Genomic DNA, 16,548 nt, shown 5'->3' on the forward strand with positions numbered 1-16,548 from the left:
GATGACGCTCCGATGCCGCAACGATCGCTGCGGCATCCGCTTTTACGTCAAGCGCCCACAAATCTGAAAACCGACACCGCCTGCTGCAACTGCGCCGCCTGATCGGCCATCGAGCTTGCCGCGGCAGCCGCCTGCTCGACCAAGGCCGCGTTTCGCTGCGTGACCTGGTCCATTTGCGCGACCGCGCGAATGTCGGCGACGATGCCGGTTAGCTGCGCACGCATCTCGCCGAGCGCGTACAGCAAGCTGCTCGTATCGCCAGCATGCGTTGCTATGGATACCGAAAGATCGCCAGCGGCGATACGGCCCGCGATTTCCATGGCGTGAGCCGGCTCGCAGCCCAGCCGGCGCGAAAGCCGCTGCGAAATCAACCAGGCCAGCAATGCGCCTGTCGCGACCGCACCGAGCAGCATCGCCACGATGAGGGTGCGCATGTACTGGAATTGCACCGTGGCTTCGGTCTGCGCACTCTTGGCCTCGCGTTGCAGCGAATCGATCAGCGCGGCGACGCTGTCTCCCAACGCGACACTCGCCGCAATGGCGCGGCGTACGAGCTCGGCGTTGTCCACACCTGCCGGCACGGGTGCGAAACCGATCTGCTGATGCATGCTGTCAGCAGCTTTTTGAACACCGTCATGCGATCGAGCCATCTCATGGCTGTCCCCTTATTCGATTCCGCTTTATGTGTATCACGGCGAGCGAAAGCCTCGACGCAAGCGCGCCAAGCTTGATGCAATCCCCCCACCAAGGGTAGGAGGGCAACGGATACAGGGAGAATCAGCCAGCGCTTCTAGCGGTGTCAGCGGAGTTCTGCTAACCCGCCGCGCGCGCCGCATTTCGAGGGGGACGTGACATCCATGACGCTGAGAGCCCTCAGTTTCCAGCCTGCTGCGCGCTGGCCGGTACGAGCTTCAGCGTATGCACCAGTGCGCCCGGCAGGAACGGCGCCGCGTCGCCATGCACCCACGTTTCATGCCCCGCGAGGAAATACGGCGACATGGGATTGCCCGATTGCCCGCCCGGCATCTCGAAGATGCCGTCCTGTTCGCGCCCCGGCGACACCGCGAAACGCTCGGACGCGCCGAATGCCCGGGCCTGCACGCGCGGCATGTTGATGTCGCCCGGGAGCGGGTCGTGCGGCGCGCTGAGCCAGCCGCGAACCCACGGCAGCCATGCCGGCACCATGCGCGCGAACGGATGCGCAATGGTCGAGCGGTTGCGCTCGCCCCAGCGCGCCTCTTCGAGCGTGGTGCCCTTGGGCAACCGGGCGATCGTGTGATCGATGCGGTCCAGCATGAACGCGCGCCAGTCCGCGAAGCCTCCCGGTATCCACGCGCGATGGTCGGCCAGCGTCTCCATCGTCGCTTCGTAACGCGAGTTCGCCGCGCGATAGCTGAGGTCCGGCGCAATCGCGGCCATCTGCTTGTCAAGTACCCCGAACCATGCTTCGTAGAGCGAGTCGTAGAACGCGCGCACCAGCCGGTAGCCGACAGCATTCACATCGGCGCGGCCATCCCACGCCTGAACGAGGCGCTGGAATTCGGCGCGTTGAGGATGGCCGTCGAGCGCGCGTGCATCGAGCGCGTCGAGCGCAACGCGTCGCCAGTACTCGATCCAGAACGCGCGATCGTCGGTCTGCACCGCGAGCATGTCGCGCTCGCCCGCGTGCGGCAGCGCGAGGAGGTCGTTGCGAATCTGCGTGGCGCGCGCGCCGAGATCGGTGCCGGCATCGCCAATTTGCGTCACTTCCTCCAGCGGCAGGGTACGGTTATTCGCGGTCCAGATGCGGCCGGCCGGCGGATCGACGCGAACCGGATACGCATCGGGCGTCCGATATCCTTGCCAGCCGGCGTACGTCCCGGAGAGGTACGGCATGCTCGCGAGCGCGGCCGCCTGACCGTCCACTTCAGCGTCCGCAGTGGCATCCGCGAAGCGCGGCAGCGGCCCGGCGAGCGTCCAGCCGATATGGCCTTGCGCGTCGGCCACCATGAAGTTCTGCGTCGGCATGCCGAAGGTCTGCGCGGCATGCAACGCGTCGGCGACGTTCGTGATGCCTTCGAGCCGCATGAAGTTCATGTTGGTCGCCTGCGGATCCTGCGCGACCCAATGCAATGCATACGCGCGCTCGCCGGCCACAATCTGTGGCCCCCAGCGCGTTTGTACGACCGGCAGATCGACGCTCGCGCCGCCGTTCACGTCGAGCCGCTCGTGGATCACCTGCGCACGCTCCCATCCGCCGCTCGGGACGCGGTAGCGCAGTGGATCGGCCGGATCGCGTTGAAGTTCGACCAGATCGACGAAGCGCCCATAGCTGTTCGTGAAGCCCCACACAATATGGCCGTTGCTGCCGGCCACGACGAACGGTGTACCCGGCAAGCTGACGCCCGTGATGCGCCGCACGCCGCCTTCGGGCGCAGGATAGACGAGCGAGATCCGGTACCAGATGTTCGGCAACGAGAGGCCGAGGTGCATGTCGCTCGCGAGCAGCGCGCCGCCGTGTGCGCTGTGCGCGCCGTCGACCGCGAAACCGTTGCTGCCGACCATCGAATCGACCGCGCTCCCGCCGCCCGCGAAGCCGCTAACGAAACCAGGCGGGCCGGCGACAAGTACGTTGGCCTCCGGTTCGGCATCGACGGCGGACCGCGTTGACGGGAGCCATGACGGCGGCGCGGCGGGCAGCGCCGCCGGCGGCTGCGCCAATGGGCGCTGCCCGTCGAGCGGGGCGTCCCAGTGGCTCGTCTCAGGCAGCAGGAACGCAAGCAGATCGGCCGGCACGCGCTCGCGCAACGCCGCGCGAGAGAGTACGCGCCTCACCTGGTCATACTGAAGATCGAAGTACATCGCGTAGACCGCGAGAACTGTGTCTTCGGGACGCCACGGCGCCGGTTGCGCGCGCAACAGCCAGTATTCGAACGGCCGCGCGCGAAGCGAGCGCAGGCCGTCGTTGACACCCGCCGTGTAGCGCTCGATCAACTCCCGCTGATCGGCGGAGAGCGCGGCGAGCGCCGCCTGCGCGTGCTCGCGAAAGCGCAAGGGCCGGTCGCGTCGGTCCAGCGGCAGCGCCGCCGGGCCGATGAGTGCCGCCATTTCGCCAGCGGCGACCCGGCGCAGCAAATCCATCTGGAAGAAGCGGTCCTGCGCGTGAAGGAAACCGCTCGCATACGCAACGTCGCCACGCGTGCCGCCCTGTACCGTCGGCACGCCGAGCGCATCGCGCCCGATCGTTACCGGTGCGGAGAGCGGCACGGCACGCGTGCCGTCCAGCTGTGGCAAGCTGACGCGCAATGCCAGCCAGCCCGCCAGCACCATGGCAGCCAGGACGATGACGACGGCACACAGCAAAATCAGCGGCCACGCACGGCGCCGCTTTGGCGGGAAAGGACTCGAACGGGTCATGGAGGAGCACGCAGGTCGTTGTGTTCAGCGCTTCCAGGCGCGGCGACCGGATCGGCCGGACGCCGTACGACCATAGCATGACCCTGTGGCAACAACACGCAGGGAGAGCGACGCGGCCTTCTACCTCTTCACCGCCCTTCCTGGGCGCGACAGTCTGCCATCTGCCACCGTGCCGCGGAAAGAACACAATCTCGATATTGCGTTCCGTCCGAGATCGCGCGGGGGCGACATCATGGCAAAGAAGTTTCCGATTCACCCGCTGCGCCCCGAGCGCCTGTGCTGGGGCTGCGACCACTACTGCCCGGCCAACGACATGCGATGCGGCAACGGCCAGAGCCGCACGCAGCATCCGGCCGAACTGCTCGGCGACGACTGGCTCGAACAGGGCGACTGGGGTATCGAAGTCGACGCGTCCGGCAAAAGCTTCACGCCTTAACGCGCGAAATCAACCGCGCAATCAGATATGAATGCCGCCAGCCACCTCGATGCGTTGCGCGTTCACCCAGCCAAAGTCATCCGATAGTAGACCGGCAATCACGGGCCCCACGTCCGTCGGTAATCCCACGCGGCCCAGCGCGGTATGTTCCGCCACTGCCTTGTTGACCTCAGGATTGTCCCGCACGATACCGCCGCTGAAGTCGGTGGCAATGGCGCCCGGCGCCACGACGTTGACCGCGATCCTGCGCGGCGCGAGTTCGAGCGCCATATAGCGCGTGAGCGCTTCGACAGCCGCCTTCATCGGGCCATAAATCGAGCGGCCCGGGTACGCGAAGCGCGCAAGGCCCGAAGAGATGTTCACAATCCGGCCGCCGTCATGAATGAGCGGCAGCAGCTTTTGCGTCAGCAGGAACGGCCCCTTGAAATGCACCGCGAACTGCGCGTCGAGCTCCGCTTCGGTGCCCGCTGCGAGCGTGGCCGTCGATGAGATACCGGCGTTGTTCACCAGATAATCGAAGCCCGTTGCATTGAGCGTCCCAAGCGCCTCTCGCAGGCGCGCGACGAAGTCGTCGAACGCGCCCGAATTCGCGATATTCAACTGCAGGGCAATCGCCCGGCCGCCCGCTTGCGCGATCTCGGCGCAGACCTTCTCTGCCTCGGCGTGATTGGTGTTGTAGGTGAAAGCCGTGTGGACGCCGCTGCTTGCCAGCCGCAGCACCGTGTCGCGACCGATCCCACGGCTGCCTCCGGTGACGACTGCGATTTTCGGGCCCGACTGACTGCGGTTGTTCGTTGCCATTTGGCACCTCTCGCTGGGTTGGATAGCGTCGATTCTGCGCCTGACGCGACCGGCGAGTGAATACCCGAATCTCCCCGATTCTTGCCTAATCCTGCTTCGCTGACTAAGATGGACCGGCGCGCACTTTCCGTCGCGCGTTTCTTATCCAGCCCCCATGACAAACGATCTGGCCGCCGCCCTGCTGCGCTACACGCAAACACAGCCGGGCACGAGCCCATACAGCACCGCTGTCGACGGACTGCTCATCCTGCGCTCCGACCATCCCGCGCCGCCCACGTTTCGCTCGGCGCGGCCGGCTTTGTGCATCGTCGCCCAGGGCGCCAAATGGGCCAGTTTTGGCGGGGAACAACTGGAGTATCGCGCCGGTCAAGCGCTCGTGGTCGGCGTGGAAACGCCGTCGCGGGGCCGCGTGTTCGAGGCGAGCCCGGACAAGCCTTGCCTGGTTCTGATTCTCGAGCTGGACCTGGCCATGTTGCGCGCCGTGGCAAAGGAGATGTCGCCTGCGCCCGTGCCGGCGGCGGACGCAAGCCGCGGCGTGTTCGTCGCGAACTTCGACGGCCCCCTCGCCGATTGCGCGCTGCGCGCCGTGCGCCTGCTGGACACGCCGGACGCCATCGGCATGCTGTATCCCATGCTGATGCGCGAGATCTGCTACTGGTTGCTAAGCGGTCCGAACGGTTCGGAAATCGCGAGGCTGGCGTCGACGGAAAGCCCTTCTCACAGCCTGCTGCGCGCGGTGGAAAACTTGCGTGCGCGGTTTGCCGAACCCGTGCGGGTGGAAGACCTGGCGGCAGTCGCCCAGCTCAGCGCTTCGGCGTTCCACCGGCAGTTCAAGGCGCTGACCGGGCTGCCGCCCCTTCAGTACCAGAAGCAGCTGCGGCTGCTGGAAGCGCGCAGACTGCTGCTTTCGCTGTCGATGAGCGTACAGGCCGCCGCCTTCGAAGTGGGATACGAGAGCGCCTCGCAGTTCAGCCGCGAATACACGCGAATGTTCGGAGCGCCACCGAAAAAAGACTCGACTCAAGCGAAGGCACTGCGCGAGGCCGCGTAGCACGCTCCGCTGACACGCAGCGCGAGAGCGGTGCATCCGCTCTCGCGCCGTGCACACGTCACGCTGGACGCGTCACATCACTTGCCATACACGTCGAAGTCGAAGTACTTCTTCTCGATCTTCTTGTACGTACCGTCCTTGATGATGCTGGCGATCGCGCCGTCGATCTTCGTCTTGAGCGCGGCGTCTTCCTTGCGCAGGCCGATGCCGGCGCCGTTGCCGAGCGTTGCCGGATCGTCGAGGTCGCCGCCCGCGAAGCTGTAGCCCTTGCCGCGCGGCGTCTTCAGGAAGCCCACGTCGGCCTGCACGGCGTCTTGCAGCGCGGCGTCCACGCGGCCGGCCAGCAGGTCCTGATAAACCTGGTCCTGGTTCTGGTAAGGCACGACCTCAACGCCTGCCGTTGCCCAATGCGCCTTTGCGTAGGCCTCCTGAATCGTGCCCTGCTCCACGCCCACGCGCTTACCCTTGAGCGATTCGGCGGTCGGCATGATGCCCGAACCCGTCTTGGCGACGAGACGCGTCGGCGTGTTGAACAGCTTGTCCGAGAACGCGATCTGCTCTTTGCGCGCCGGGGTCATGGACATCGACGAAAGCACGCCGTCGAACTTGCGCGCCTTCAGCGCCGGGATCATGCCGTCGAAGTCGTTCTCGATCCAGACACATTTGGCATTCAGACGGTGGCAGATCTCGTTGCCGAGATCGATGTCGAAGCCGACCAGTTTGCCGTCCGGCGCTTTCGATTCGAACGGCGGATAGCTTGCATCGACACCGAAGCGAATGGTGTCCGCCGCAAAGGCGCCGACGCTGGCCGTGGAGGCGATCAAGGCAATAGATACGGCTGCAAACAACTTTTTCATGGGATCCCCTCGGTTCTGGATATCAAGGTGGTCAAGAACATAAACACCGCCCGCATGGTTGCGGCGCGGACATTCCCTCGCGGCGCACGCCGCAAACGTGATCGACGCTGCGGGTGCACCTGCGCCCGGCAAGGTAGCAGTCCAGAATACGCGCGTCGAGTCGTCAAAAACAGGCGGAAACACCTATGGCAGGGAAGACCCTAAAGGGGGTTGAAAGCGGCAGCCGAAGACTTACCCGAATGTCCAGTTGCTCTTGCCGGCGCGAGCCGCGCGCGCCGGTTGGGCAGTTCCGTCATGTCGTCGATCAGGGCGCGTTGTGCGAGATGTTCCGGCTGATGGCGCATAGCGTACCGATGACGGCGCCGCCTTGCGCGCAGACCGGTGCGCTCGCATAGGTGCAAATCCCGAGTTCGGAGGCCGCCCGCGAATCGCCCCGGATATCCTTGACGTTGCTGACCACGCGCCGCCCGCTTTCCAGACTGCGCTTGCAGAGGGTGTCGAACCGCTGAACCTGCAGGCCCTCCATGATCTGCACGTCGCCGTCGTTGCGCGAATAGAGGACGGTCTGCACCTCGCGGCTGAAGTCGACCGAGGCGCCCGTCAGTTCGTCGATCGTCGCGAGTTTTTCCATGCGCCCAGGTATCCGGTCGTGAGCGAGCATCACCATGCCGATCGACATGCAAGGCAACGTGACGATCGCAAGGCCGAGCAGCACCACGTTCCAGGGCGACGGCTGCACCGCCACACGGCACGCATGCCGAAAACTTGGCGCGTGCCCTGCACGAGCAGCACGACGACCATCGAAAGCAGATTGAAAGAATCCAGGCCGCGTGTGGCGCACATCGCTTAAGCGTCGGGGACGCATCGTATCCCAGGTTTGGCCCGAATCCATGCAATCCGGATCGATCCGGTCGACTCCGCCCGCTCGAACCCGCGAATCGAAACTCGGGGGCCGGCAACAGTCGGGCGCACAGCGCGAAATCCGCGAAGGATCGACGCTACACTAAGCGGCACCCGCGGACTCTCCAGACGAGGTACTCGCCATGCCAGCACCTGACGTCAGGCGCTCAATGCGACTTGTTTGCGCCTTGCTTTGTGTGCTGTTCTGGCTTGGCGGCTGCGCGGGGTTGACGGGAGACCCGCTGCGGGTCAACGTGGCGGGGCTGGAGCCACTCCAGGGCGAAGGCATGGAAATGCGCTTCAACGTGAAGTTGCGCATCCAGAATCCCAACGACACGCCGGTCGAATTTAGCGGCGTGTCACTGCAACTGGACCTGAACGGTCAATCGTTCGCGAGCGGCGTAAGCGATCAAAGCGGCGTCGTGCCGCGCTTCGGCGAAGCGGTGATCATCGTGCCGCTGACCGTGCCGGCTCTCTCCGCCGTCCGGCAGGCTTTCGCCTTTGCGGGCAGCGCACAGGCCGGCAACATTCCCTACGAAATACGCGGGCGCCTAGCGGGCGGCATCGGCGGCGGCACACGCTTCGTCGATCACGGCAACCTGTCGCTGCCAACGCAGGGCCTGTTCGGCCCGTGAACGGCGCCAGCGCGCCGGCCGGGCGTGTCGCAGCTTGCTTCGGCGCTCAAACGTCACGGCCCTCGACGCCGAGCGCCGGACGCGCTTCGTCCGGCGGAAAGATGTACCAGCTGCCGTCGTCGTGACGAAAGAAGAACATGCCCGATTCGCCGACGGCGCCGACCGCGCTGACATAGACGCACGACCGATGCTTCCTCGCACCCTGCGCAACACGCGTCACATGCACTTGCGTGTCCGGCCGCAAGAAGAGCCATTTATCGGCCATCGCTCGCAATGAGCGTGATTTCCTGCGCATCGTCGTTTCCCTCCCAGCTCGCTCCGATGTTCCAACCCGCGGCATCCCCATTGACACGGTGCATCGGGCATGCCGGCATGATCAGCCAATCGGACTTCGGATACCTTTAAATTCGCATCGCATGTTCCTGCGCCCCGCGCTATTCAGGCATCGAAATAAGTCAGGCCCAACGTGTCTTTCACCTCGGAAAGCGTCGTCCCGGCGTGCAGCGCAACGCGCAGGCCGGCTTCGATCGGCATCTCGCCAGGCCTACCGGCCTTGATTAGCTCACCGCCGCGCTGATGCTTGCGCGCGAGCGCTGATTCGCCCGTGTTTCATCGATCGCTGCACTGCGGGCATTCGCGTTGCTCCACCGTCATTGCGCAAGTGGAGCGCGCAAACTCAATGACCCACCCTGAGCACACAGGAGCACGATCATGGACACGAGACACGCACACGCCATCGCGAACGAGGTCGCGGGAGAAGCGCAGCACCTGGCCGGCCGCATGCTGCGCGACCCCGCCATGGGCCTGGCCGGCAAGGCAAAGGTGCTGTACGGCAAATCCCAACAGGCCTTGAACGATGCGGCCGACGCAACACGCGACAACGTCGCCGACAAGCCCATGACCGCGCTCGGGCTCGCCGCCGCTGTCGGCTTCGCGCTCGGCGCGGCATGGGTCTTGAACCGCAATAAATCCGAAGGCTGAAAGCCAGCCCCGGCTCGGGAACGCTTTATGCGCGTGGTCGTGAAATCGCCTCACTGATGCGAATCGTGTGTCATCGCGAGGCGTAGTCAGGAGCTCCGCCCATGACGATCGGCTGTCCCGAATGCGGCGCCCTCGAGGACATCCCTCCGCTCGGCCCGCGCATGCTCGCGCGCTGCAGGACCTGCCACTACCCGCTCGAGCGGCGCAGCGGGCGCAGCATCACCGCTTCGCTCGCCTGCGCCATCACGACCTTCGTCCTGCTGTTCCCCGCCAACCTCGCGCCGCTGATGACGGTGCACATGCTCGGCGCCGATCGTTCATCCGTTCTCGCGTCGGGCATCGTGTCGATCTGGCGCGACGGCTGGCTCGCGCTCGCGCTGTTGCTCGGCGCATTCGGCATCGTGCTGCCGCTCGTACGCTTCGGCCTGCTCATGATCGTGCTGGGACTGGTCGGCTTCGGTGTGCGATTCAGGCATATCGGCACGCTCTTTCGCTGGTCCATCGCGCTCGACATCTGGGCCATGCCCGACGTCTACCTCGCCGGTTGCCTCGTCGGCTATGCGCGCGTCACGCAGAACCTCACGGGAACGATCGGGGCGGGCGGCTACTGTTTCATCCTTGCCGCGCTCATGTCGATGCTCACGCGCGCCTCGCTCGATCGCCGCACCGTCTGGCGCGCCATCGTCCCCGACCAACAGGCGCCGCACGGGCATGGCGCGCTGTCCTGCTCCGTGTGCGACCTCGTCGTGCCCATTTCGCATGAAGGCCGGCCATGCCCGCGCTGCGGCCTGAAACTGCGCGCGCGCAAGCCGGACGCCGTGGTGCGCGCGGCCGCGCTCACGCTCGCGGCGCTCGTGCTCACCGTGCCCGCCAACTTCTATCCGATGACCATGTCGCGGCAACTCGGGCATTACGACTCGCACCGCATCATCGACGGCGTCTATCAGCTCTTTCACGTCGGACTATGGCCGTTCGGCATCCTGATCATTGGCACGAGCATCGTCATTCCCCTTGCGAAGCTCGGCGGCATGGTGTGGTTCATCACCTCGGTCTTGCGCCATTCGCGCCGGCACCTGCGCGCCAAGGCCCATCTTTATCGCTGGATCGACGAACTGGGCCGCTGGTCGAACGTCGACGTCTTCACGATCGCGGCATTCGTGCCGCTGATCCACTTCGATGGCGTGGCGGTGGCGAGACCCGACACCGGCGCGACGGCGTTCGCACTCGTCGTCTTCTTCACGATGCTGGCCTCGCGCAGCTTCGACCCGCGCATGATGTGGGACGTGCATAGGCGGAGAAAGCCATGAGCGGCCCGCATCGCCACCGCACGCAAGCCGAAGTGCGGCGCAGCGCCTGGCCCGGCTGGATCTGGGCCGTGCCGATTGCCGCCATCGGCGCGACGGGATGGCTCGGCCTGCGCGCGCTCGTCCATGACGGCGAGACGGTTGTCGTGACGTTCGACAATGCCTACGGCATGAAGCCCGACGACACGATCGTCACACTGCACGGCGTGAAAGTGGGCGCCGTCTCGGACGTGTCGCTCGCGCCAGATGGTCAGCATGTCGAAGCAAAGCTCCGGATCGACCGGGCGGAGAATCCGTATTTGCTCTCGGGCACGCGGTTTTACCTGCGCGGCGCGAAGGTGGATTTGAGCGACCCTGCCTCGCTGAAGGCCATGCTTTCGGGACCCGAAATCGTCATGGAGCCCGGTCCCGGCAAACATGCCGACCACTTCGACGGCAGCGATCGCCGGCCCCCGCTTGCGCCCGAACACGGTCCGATGGTGCGCTATGCGGTGCGCTTCGACGGCGCGGTCGGCAACCTGGAGACCGGCTCGGAAGTGGACCTGCGCGGCTTTCCCGTGGGGACCGTCACGAGCGTGCGCCTGAGCTACGACGTGCGCACTGGCGCGCTGAGCACCCCGGTTCAACTCGCGCTGGACCCGTCGCAGCTTGGCATCGTCGGCGCACCGCCGCCCGCGGACGGCAACTGGCGGCCGCTCGTCGACGGCATGCTCGATCACCTCGTCGCCGACGGGCTGCGCGCGCGCCTTTCGCAGGACCCGCCGCTCCTCGGGCCGCGCAAGGTCAATCTCGACTTCGTTGCGGGCGCAGCGGGCGCGACGCTCACCGCCGACAGCGGGCTCCCTGTGATCCCGAGCGTCGCCCCCGCCGATTTCGATACCATGACCTCGCGCGCCGGCGAGGTGATCCGGAAGATCGACGACCTGCCGATCAAGCAAACGGGCGACGAAGTGCGCAGCATTGCCGCGCACGTGAACGCCATCAGCGCCTCGCCGCAGATCCGCGACAGCCTCATGCATATCGACCGCTCGGTTGCGCAAATCGATCAGACGCTCGCGCAGGTGTCGCCCAAGATCGGCCCGCTCGTCGCGCAGCTGCGCGAGACGGCGAACGAAGCCGATCGCACCGTCGCGGCGGCCAATCGCACGCTGGGCGCCGACGCCTCGAGCCAGAACGACCTGCCCGCCGCGCTGCGCGAGCTGACGGATACCGCGCGCTCGGTTCGCGCGCTAGCCGACTATCTCGACCGGCATCCCGAAGCGCTGCTGCGCGGCAAGGCGCAGGAGGAGAGCCAATGATGCGCCGCCAAGCGAGCCGGGCTTCGATCGCGCGACTGCTAGATGCGGCCGTGCTCGCGGGCATCGGCGTCGGGATCACGGCATGTGGCCACAGCGCGCCCACGCGTTACGTCACGCTCAACGCGACGCCTGCGCAAGCGCCGCTTGCCACCGCCGCCATGGCGCCGGTGCAACTGGGCGCCGTGCATATTCCCGCCGTGCTCGACCGGCCCGAAGTGGTGACGCATGTCGCGCCCAACCGGCTCGCCGTCGACGACAACGACCGCTGGGGGGCGCCGCTCGGGCAGATGATGCGCAGCACGCTCGCGCAGGACCTGCTGCCGCGCCTGCCGCCCGGCGCATTCGTTTTTCCGGACGCGCCCGCGCCCGCCGGCACGCGCACGCTCGTCGTCACGGTGCTCGACTGCAACGCGAGCGCGGGCGGCACGCTCACGCTGCAAGTGGCGTGGACGCTGCTCGCGGGTCAGCCCGCACGAACCACAATGAGCCAGGAGGCGGCGCTAAGCGCACAGGTCGAGGGTCACGATGCGGCCGCGCAAGCCGCTGCGCTCAGTCGCGTGCTCGGCGAACTCGCCGACCGGATCGCCGCATCGATCGCCGTGCGCTGACATGCCGATCGCTGACACAGGCGGCCCTCCCCGCATCGCTAACCTCCCGTCTGGAATCCTAACGACGCCGCCTTGGCGCGCAGGTCCGCGAAGCGGTCCACGTTCGGGTTGGTCGCGAGCTGCGACTGATCGATCGACGACACCGGATTCGACGGCGACACCCCGGGGATCCCCGAGCACTCCCCGCCGAACGTGCCTTGGGCAATCGTGAACGCAGGCGCGTCGGTGCGCGGCGCATCGGTGAAATCGAGCGCATAGGCGAGATTGAACGTCGCCGAATCGCTGCTGCGCACGCCGAGCGGCGGCAAGCCGAAGCGCCATTGCAGCAGCGCGTGAATCGAACTCGGGTCGAACGGATAGCGCGTGACCGTGCCCGCGCGAACGCGCGGCCCCAGCAGCGCGAGCGGCACGCGAAAACCCAGCTTGCCGTCGTTGCCGAGCGCGAGCTCGTTCTTGCTGATCGGCCTCGTGGGCGGCACCACGTGCTCGAGAAAGCCGCCCCACTCGTCATACACGACGATCATCAGCGTGCGGTTCCAGGTCGGACTCGTGCGCAGCGCTTCGTACACCTGCCCGAGAAACGCCTCGCCGTTGCGGATGTCCGCGTGCGGATGATCGTCCGCGGAAGTGCCTTGCGGCTCGCCCGCGAATGCCGGATCGACCATGCAGAACGGCGGCAGCGTACCCGTCCCGGCATGCGCGACAAAATCCGCAAACGGACGCGAAATGCCGACATGGCGCCTGCCGTAAAGCGCCGTGAACGGCACGTCGTGATAGTAGTAGTTGCAGCCGATATTCGCGGCGCTGAGCCTGTCCCAGATCGTGGGGAGCGTCGAATTGTCGATACTGTCGTCGAGGCGATCCGTGGCGCCGCTGTGCAGATAAAGGCGATTGGGAAACGTGCTGGTGAGGATGCCGGTGAAGTAGAAGTCGCCGATCGTGTAACTGCTCGCGACCGCGTCGAAGAACTGCACATCGGCCGAAGTGTAGTAACCGATGGGCAGCAAGTCGCCCTGATGCAGGCTCGTGCCGGGTGTGAGGAGAAAGCCGTTCATCGCGCCCGAAGCGAGTTGCGTACGCGCGCCGTCGTAGCTGTGATTGGGGTCCTGGTACGCGCACGCCTGGTAGCCATAGGCGGAATTCGCTGCGAGCGAAAACGGCGTTTGCGTCGCGCCGAACGCGTCCTTGAACTGCCGGTTCGCGGGCATGCCTTCGGCGCCCGGCACCCAGCCGAGGAAGTGGTCGAAGGAACGATTTTCCATCGTGACGAGCACGATGAAGTCGATGCCCGAACTCGCGGGATTCGGCAACGCCGGACGCGGCAAGCTATAACGGTCAGCGCCGTCCGGCGAGGGAACGTCGCCGACCGAGGGCGCGGGCGCGTCGCCGTTCTGGCCGGCCGGGTCGTCACCGCCTCCGCCACCGCAGCCCGATAATGCAACGCTGCCGGCAACCGCCGCTACGCCGGCAAGAAAGCGGCGCCGGTCGTATCCGTGATGCGGGCTATTGTCGTCTCCCATGACACGTCTCCTGGTTGGATGCGGCGCTGGCAATCCGCCCGTGCCTCGCTGCCGCGAAGCGAAACGCGCTCGCGACGGCGAGCAGCGGACGGCCTTTGCCCGCAAGCCTCGCGCCCGCTGTGGTGCAGCCAGGACACGCTCGGAGTGTGGCGATGAGAGAGGAGGACGAGGGAGGTCAGGATGCGTGCGGCAGGGTCACGACTGCTCGATGAGCGCCTTGATGCGCTCGGCCTGCCCGGCATCGACCGGGTGGTAGGCGATCATGTGCAGGTCGGGCCGGCCATCGACGGAAAACGCCGATTGCTCCAGCGCGATCAGACCCAGCGTGGGATGGTGCAAGCGCTTCACGTGGTCGGCTTCTGCATGTGCCGGCACTTCGTTCTCGCGCCACAGTGCGTCGAACTCGGGGCTCATGCTGCACAACTCGTCGACGAGCCCGCCGAATGAATCGGAATGGAAAGCCTGTTAGGCATCTTACTATGATGAACTCACTACTTTAACGGTATAGAGAATTTGGAGATAGTACGCCAGTCATGACCCAGGAGAGATGACCATGCGTATTTTTCTAACTGGCGCGACCGGCTTCATCGGCTCCGCGCTCGTGCCGGAACTCATCGAAGCCGGTCACGAAGTGATCGGCATGACCCGTTCCGAAGCCGGCGCACAGGCGCTCGCCAGGGCGGGTGCACGCGTGCATCGCGGCACGCTGGAGGAACCGGCAAGCCTGCGCAGCGGCGCGGAGCAAGCGGACGCCGTGATCCACACGGCCTTCGACCACGACTTTTCGCGCTTCGTCGAAAACTGCGAAAAGGACAAGCGCGCCATTGCGGCGCTCGGCACCGCCCTCGCCGGCTCGGATCGTCCGCTACTGATCACGTCCGGCACGGGCATCGGCAACGCCCAGCCAGGCGAACTGGCCAGCGAGGACGTCTTCAATCCGGGCCATCCCAACCCGCGTATTGCGTCCGAGCTGGCTGGGCAGGTACTGTTGGAACAAGGGCTCAATGTAGGCGCGGTGCGGCTGCCCCAGGTCCACAACCCGTTCCGGCAGGGGCTCATTACGCCGCTCGTCGCGATCGCCCGCGAGAAAGGCGTTTGCGCCTACGTGGGCGACGGCCAGAACCGCTGGCCGGCGGGCCACCTCTCCGACGTCGTGCGCCTTTATCGGCTCGCCGTTGAAAAAGGTCAACCGGGCGCGCGCTACAACGCGGTTGGCGAAGAAGGCGTGACGAGCCGCGCAATCGCCGAGGCGCTAGGCCGCGGGCTCGGCCTGCCGGTCGTTTCGATCGCGCCGGAAGAGGCAGCCGCGCATTTCGGCTGGATGGGGATGTTCGTCGGCCTCGACATGCCCGCTTCGAGCGCGCTCACCCAGGCGCGGCTAGGCTGGCGCCCGACCGGTCCCTCGCTGATTGCCGATCTGAACGAAGCGCGCTTCGCCGAGGTGGGAGCGTCGACTTGATCCGGCAGCAATCCTGAATATCCTCACCTCACCGTCTCGTGGTCGACGACGCCATCGCCGCGCTTACGCGGGGTCGCGTCGCGCGTCATGCGCGCGCAACGCCACGGCGAATCTGCCTGGCTCCCAGTCCTCATGCAGCGCGCGCTGCATGAGTGCCTGCTGGCTTTCTGGCGCGAGGCCCCCCAGAGGCGGGTCCCGGTCGAGATTCGTGGGAAACGGATAGCCTTCGGCGCACGACGCGATGACCGCCATTGTCGCGAGTTCGTCCGCAACGCCCAGGCCCTTCCTGCGCCACTCGCGCAGCACGGGATAAATCGCCTCGCACATGCTCGCACGGTCGAGCGCTTCCATTGCGCGCCCCATTGCCGACGAAACCTGCAGCAGATTCGCCATGCGCTGCACGTCGGCGGTGCGGTTCGCGCCCGCCGCATGAAATAGCGCGGGATTGAAGAACAGGGCGTCGCCCCTGGTAAGCGGCAACTGTACGCAATGCGTTTCGAAGTACGCGCGGAAATCGGCTCGCCGCCATGCAAGATAGCCCTCGGCATAGCGTTGCGAGTACGGCAGGAGTTTCGTCGGCCCGCTCTCGACCGGCATGTCGCTGTGCGCCACCGCCCCCTGGAGCGTGAGGAAAGCGGATACATGATGCACGTGCGCCGGATAACGCTGCGCCTGCTCGATCGTCTGGAATCCCAGGTGATAGTCGCGGTGCGCTTCCTGTGCCGCGCCGCCCGGCCGCACCACGTTGACCTGCGAAGTCATCTGATAGCACGGTCCGAGCCACGCCTCGCACACGGCCATGAGCGGCAGATTTGCGAAGTAGTCGACGAACACGGCAGGCGCTTCGAGGCACAGCTTCTGTTGCGCATTCCAGATGCGGTCGTTTGCGCCCGCCTTCGCGAAATGGTCCGCGCCGCTCGTGCCCTGCTCCCGCTCGGCCCGGATGATGGCTTCGAACACGGCGGTGGCATCGTCCACGGGCTGCGTATTCGCGTAGGCGCGCTCGAGCACCAGCACGCCGGCGCCGTCGCGCAGCACATGCGCCCATTCCGCCTGCAACTGCGCGCGCCGCGCCGCGTCGTGCAGCGCGCCTTCGAGCGCCACGCAGTCGTAGACGGGAATGCGCTGCCTCATATCGCAGGCGTAACGCAACGGGCTGCCGTCGTCGCGCAGTCGGTTCACGAAGGCGTCCAGCGAGCATTCGCGTTCGACGTACCATTGCCGCCCCAAATCCGCCACCGGTATTTCGTGCTGGTCCATGCGTCTGCCTCCGTGTTGGATCAAGCATAACGTCGGCACCCG

The 16,548-nt window shown here is 66.1% G+C and carries 15 protein-coding genes and 2 pseudogenes; 8 read left to right on the forward strand and 9 right to left on the reverse strand.

Annotated elements, in window-relative coordinates; all coding sequences use genetic code 11:
• Positions 1-47: 47 nt before the first annotated feature.
• Both BFD71_RS23110 and BFD71_RS23115 read right to left on the reverse strand, forming a co-directional pair.
• Positions 48-608 (reverse strand): methyl-accepting chemotaxis protein, encoded by a 561-nt coding sequence (locus BFD71_RS23110; RefSeq protein ID WP_069266636.1) that lies wholly within the window; start codon positions 606-608, stop codon positions 48-50.
• 265 nt (positions 609-873) lie between these two features.
• On the reverse strand, positions 874-3,396 hold the full coding sequence (locus BFD71_RS23115; protein WP_069266637.1) for a penicillin acylase family protein: 2,523 nt from the start codon (positions 3,394-3,396) through the stop codon (positions 874-876).
• Between the two features lie 232 nt (positions 3,397-3,628).
• On the opposite strand from BFD71_RS23115, the gene BFD71_RS23120 reads away from it, so the two are divergent.
• Positions 3,629-3,832 (forward strand): DUF3079 domain-containing protein, encoded by a 204-nt coding sequence (locus tag BFD71_RS23120; protein WP_069266638.1) that lies wholly within the window; start codon positions 3,629-3,631, stop codon positions 3,830-3,832.
• A gap of 21 nt (positions 3,833-3,853) precedes the next feature.
• Here BFD71_RS23120 and BFD71_RS23125 read toward each other — a convergent pair whose 3' ends face one another.
• Positions 3,854-4,633 carry an SDR family NAD(P)-dependent oxidoreductase gene (locus BFD71_RS23125; protein ID WP_069266639.1) on the reverse strand — a complete coding sequence of 260 codons (780 nt, stop codon included), beginning with the start codon at positions 4,631-4,633 and terminating at the stop codon, positions 3,854-3,856.
• 154 nt (positions 4,634-4,787) lie between these two features.
• On the opposite strand from BFD71_RS23125, the gene BFD71_RS23130 reads away from it, so the two are divergent.
• A complete protein-coding gene (locus BFD71_RS23130) occupies positions 4,788-5,684 on the forward strand; it encodes an AraC family transcriptional regulator (protein ID WP_069266640.1) in 897 nt (298 codons plus the stop codon).
• A gap of 77 nt (positions 5,685-5,761) precedes the next feature.
• Here BFD71_RS23130 and BFD71_RS23135 read toward each other — a convergent pair whose 3' ends face one another.
• Complete coding sequence (locus tag BFD71_RS23135; RefSeq protein ID WP_069266641.1) at positions 5,762-6,541, reverse strand: ABC transporter substrate-binding protein; 780 nt, start codon at positions 6,539-6,541, stop codon at positions 5,762-5,764.
• A 592-nt stretch (positions 6,542-7,133) separates the two neighbouring features.
• Positions 7,134-7,277: pseudogene (locus tag BFD71_RS40700) on the reverse strand (GGDEF domain-containing protein); the annotation flags it as partial.
• A 334-nt stretch (positions 7,278-7,611) separates the two neighbouring features.
• Here BFD71_RS40700 and BFD71_RS23145 point away from each other — a divergent pair.
• Positions 7,612-8,076, forward strand: coding sequence for an LEA type 2 family protein (locus BFD71_RS23145; protein WP_069266643.1), 465 nt, complete (start codon positions 7,612-7,614; stop codon positions 8,074-8,076).
• Between the two features lie 46 nt (positions 8,077-8,122).
• Here BFD71_RS23145 and BFD71_RS23150 read toward each other — a convergent pair whose 3' ends face one another.
• Complete coding sequence (locus BFD71_RS23150) at positions 8,123-8,371, reverse strand: hypothetical protein (protein ID WP_069266644.1); 249 nt, start codon at positions 8,369-8,371, stop codon at positions 8,123-8,125.
• 416 nt (positions 8,372-8,787) lie between these two features.
• On the opposite strand from BFD71_RS23150, the gene BFD71_RS23155 reads away from it, so the two are divergent.
• The 4 genes from BFD71_RS23155 (at position 8,788) to BFD71_RS23170 (ending at position 12,267) form a co-directional block, all read left to right on the forward strand.
• Positions 8,788-9,057, forward strand: coding sequence for a CsbD family protein (locus tag BFD71_RS23155; protein WP_069266645.1), 270 nt, complete (start codon positions 8,788-8,790; stop codon positions 9,055-9,057).
• A 101-nt stretch (positions 9,058-9,158) separates the two neighbouring features.
• Positions 9,159-10,364: a paraquat-inducible protein A gene (locus BFD71_RS23160; protein ID WP_069266646.1), complete on the forward strand. Its 1,206-nt coding sequence runs from the start codon at positions 9,159-9,161 to the stop codon at positions 10,362-10,364.
• Entirely contained in the window at positions 10,361-11,659 is a 1,299-nt protein-coding gene (locus BFD71_RS23165; RefSeq protein ID WP_069266647.1) for an MlaD family protein, read from the forward strand. The genes BFD71_RS23160 and BFD71_RS23165 overlap by 4 nt, the downstream gene beginning before the upstream one ends.
• A complete protein-coding gene (locus tag BFD71_RS23170; RefSeq protein WP_069266648.1) occupies positions 11,656-12,267 on the forward strand; it encodes a PqiC family protein in 612 nt (203 codons plus the stop codon). The genes BFD71_RS23165 and BFD71_RS23170 overlap by 4 nt, the downstream gene beginning before the upstream one ends.
• Before the next feature lie 38 nt (positions 12,268-12,305).
• Here the strand turns inward: BFD71_RS23170 and BFD71_RS23175 are convergent, their stop codons facing one another.
• Positions 12,306-13,787, reverse strand: coding sequence for an alkaline phosphatase family protein (locus BFD71_RS23175; protein WP_069266649.1), 1,482 nt, complete (start codon positions 13,785-13,787; stop codon positions 12,306-12,308).
• Between the two features lie 195 nt (positions 13,788-13,982).
• Positions 13,983-14,228, reverse strand: a pseudogene (locus tag BFD71_RS23180) (MmyB family transcriptional regulator); the annotation flags it as partial.
• Between the two features lie 112 nt (positions 14,229-14,340).
• Between BFD71_RS23180 and BFD71_RS23185 the strand changes: the two are divergent.
• Entirely contained in the window at positions 14,341-15,246 is a 906-nt protein-coding gene (locus tag BFD71_RS23185) for an SDR family oxidoreductase (protein ID WP_069266720.1), read from the forward strand.
• Between the two features lie 63 nt (positions 15,247-15,309).
• On the opposite strand, the gene BFD71_RS23190 is transcribed toward BFD71_RS23185, so the two are convergent.
• Complete coding sequence (locus BFD71_RS23190; protein ID WP_069266651.1) at positions 15,310-16,506, reverse strand: phytanoyl-CoA dioxygenase family protein; 1,197 nt, start codon at positions 16,504-16,506, stop codon at positions 15,310-15,312.
• Between the last annotated feature and the right edge of the window lie 42 nt (positions 16,507-16,548).

Source organism: Paraburkholderia nodosa (genome assembly GCF_001718195.1).
GTDB classification, from domain to species: domain Bacteria; phylum Pseudomonadota; class Gammaproteobacteria; order Burkholderiales; family Burkholderiaceae; genus Paraburkholderia; species Paraburkholderia nodosa_A.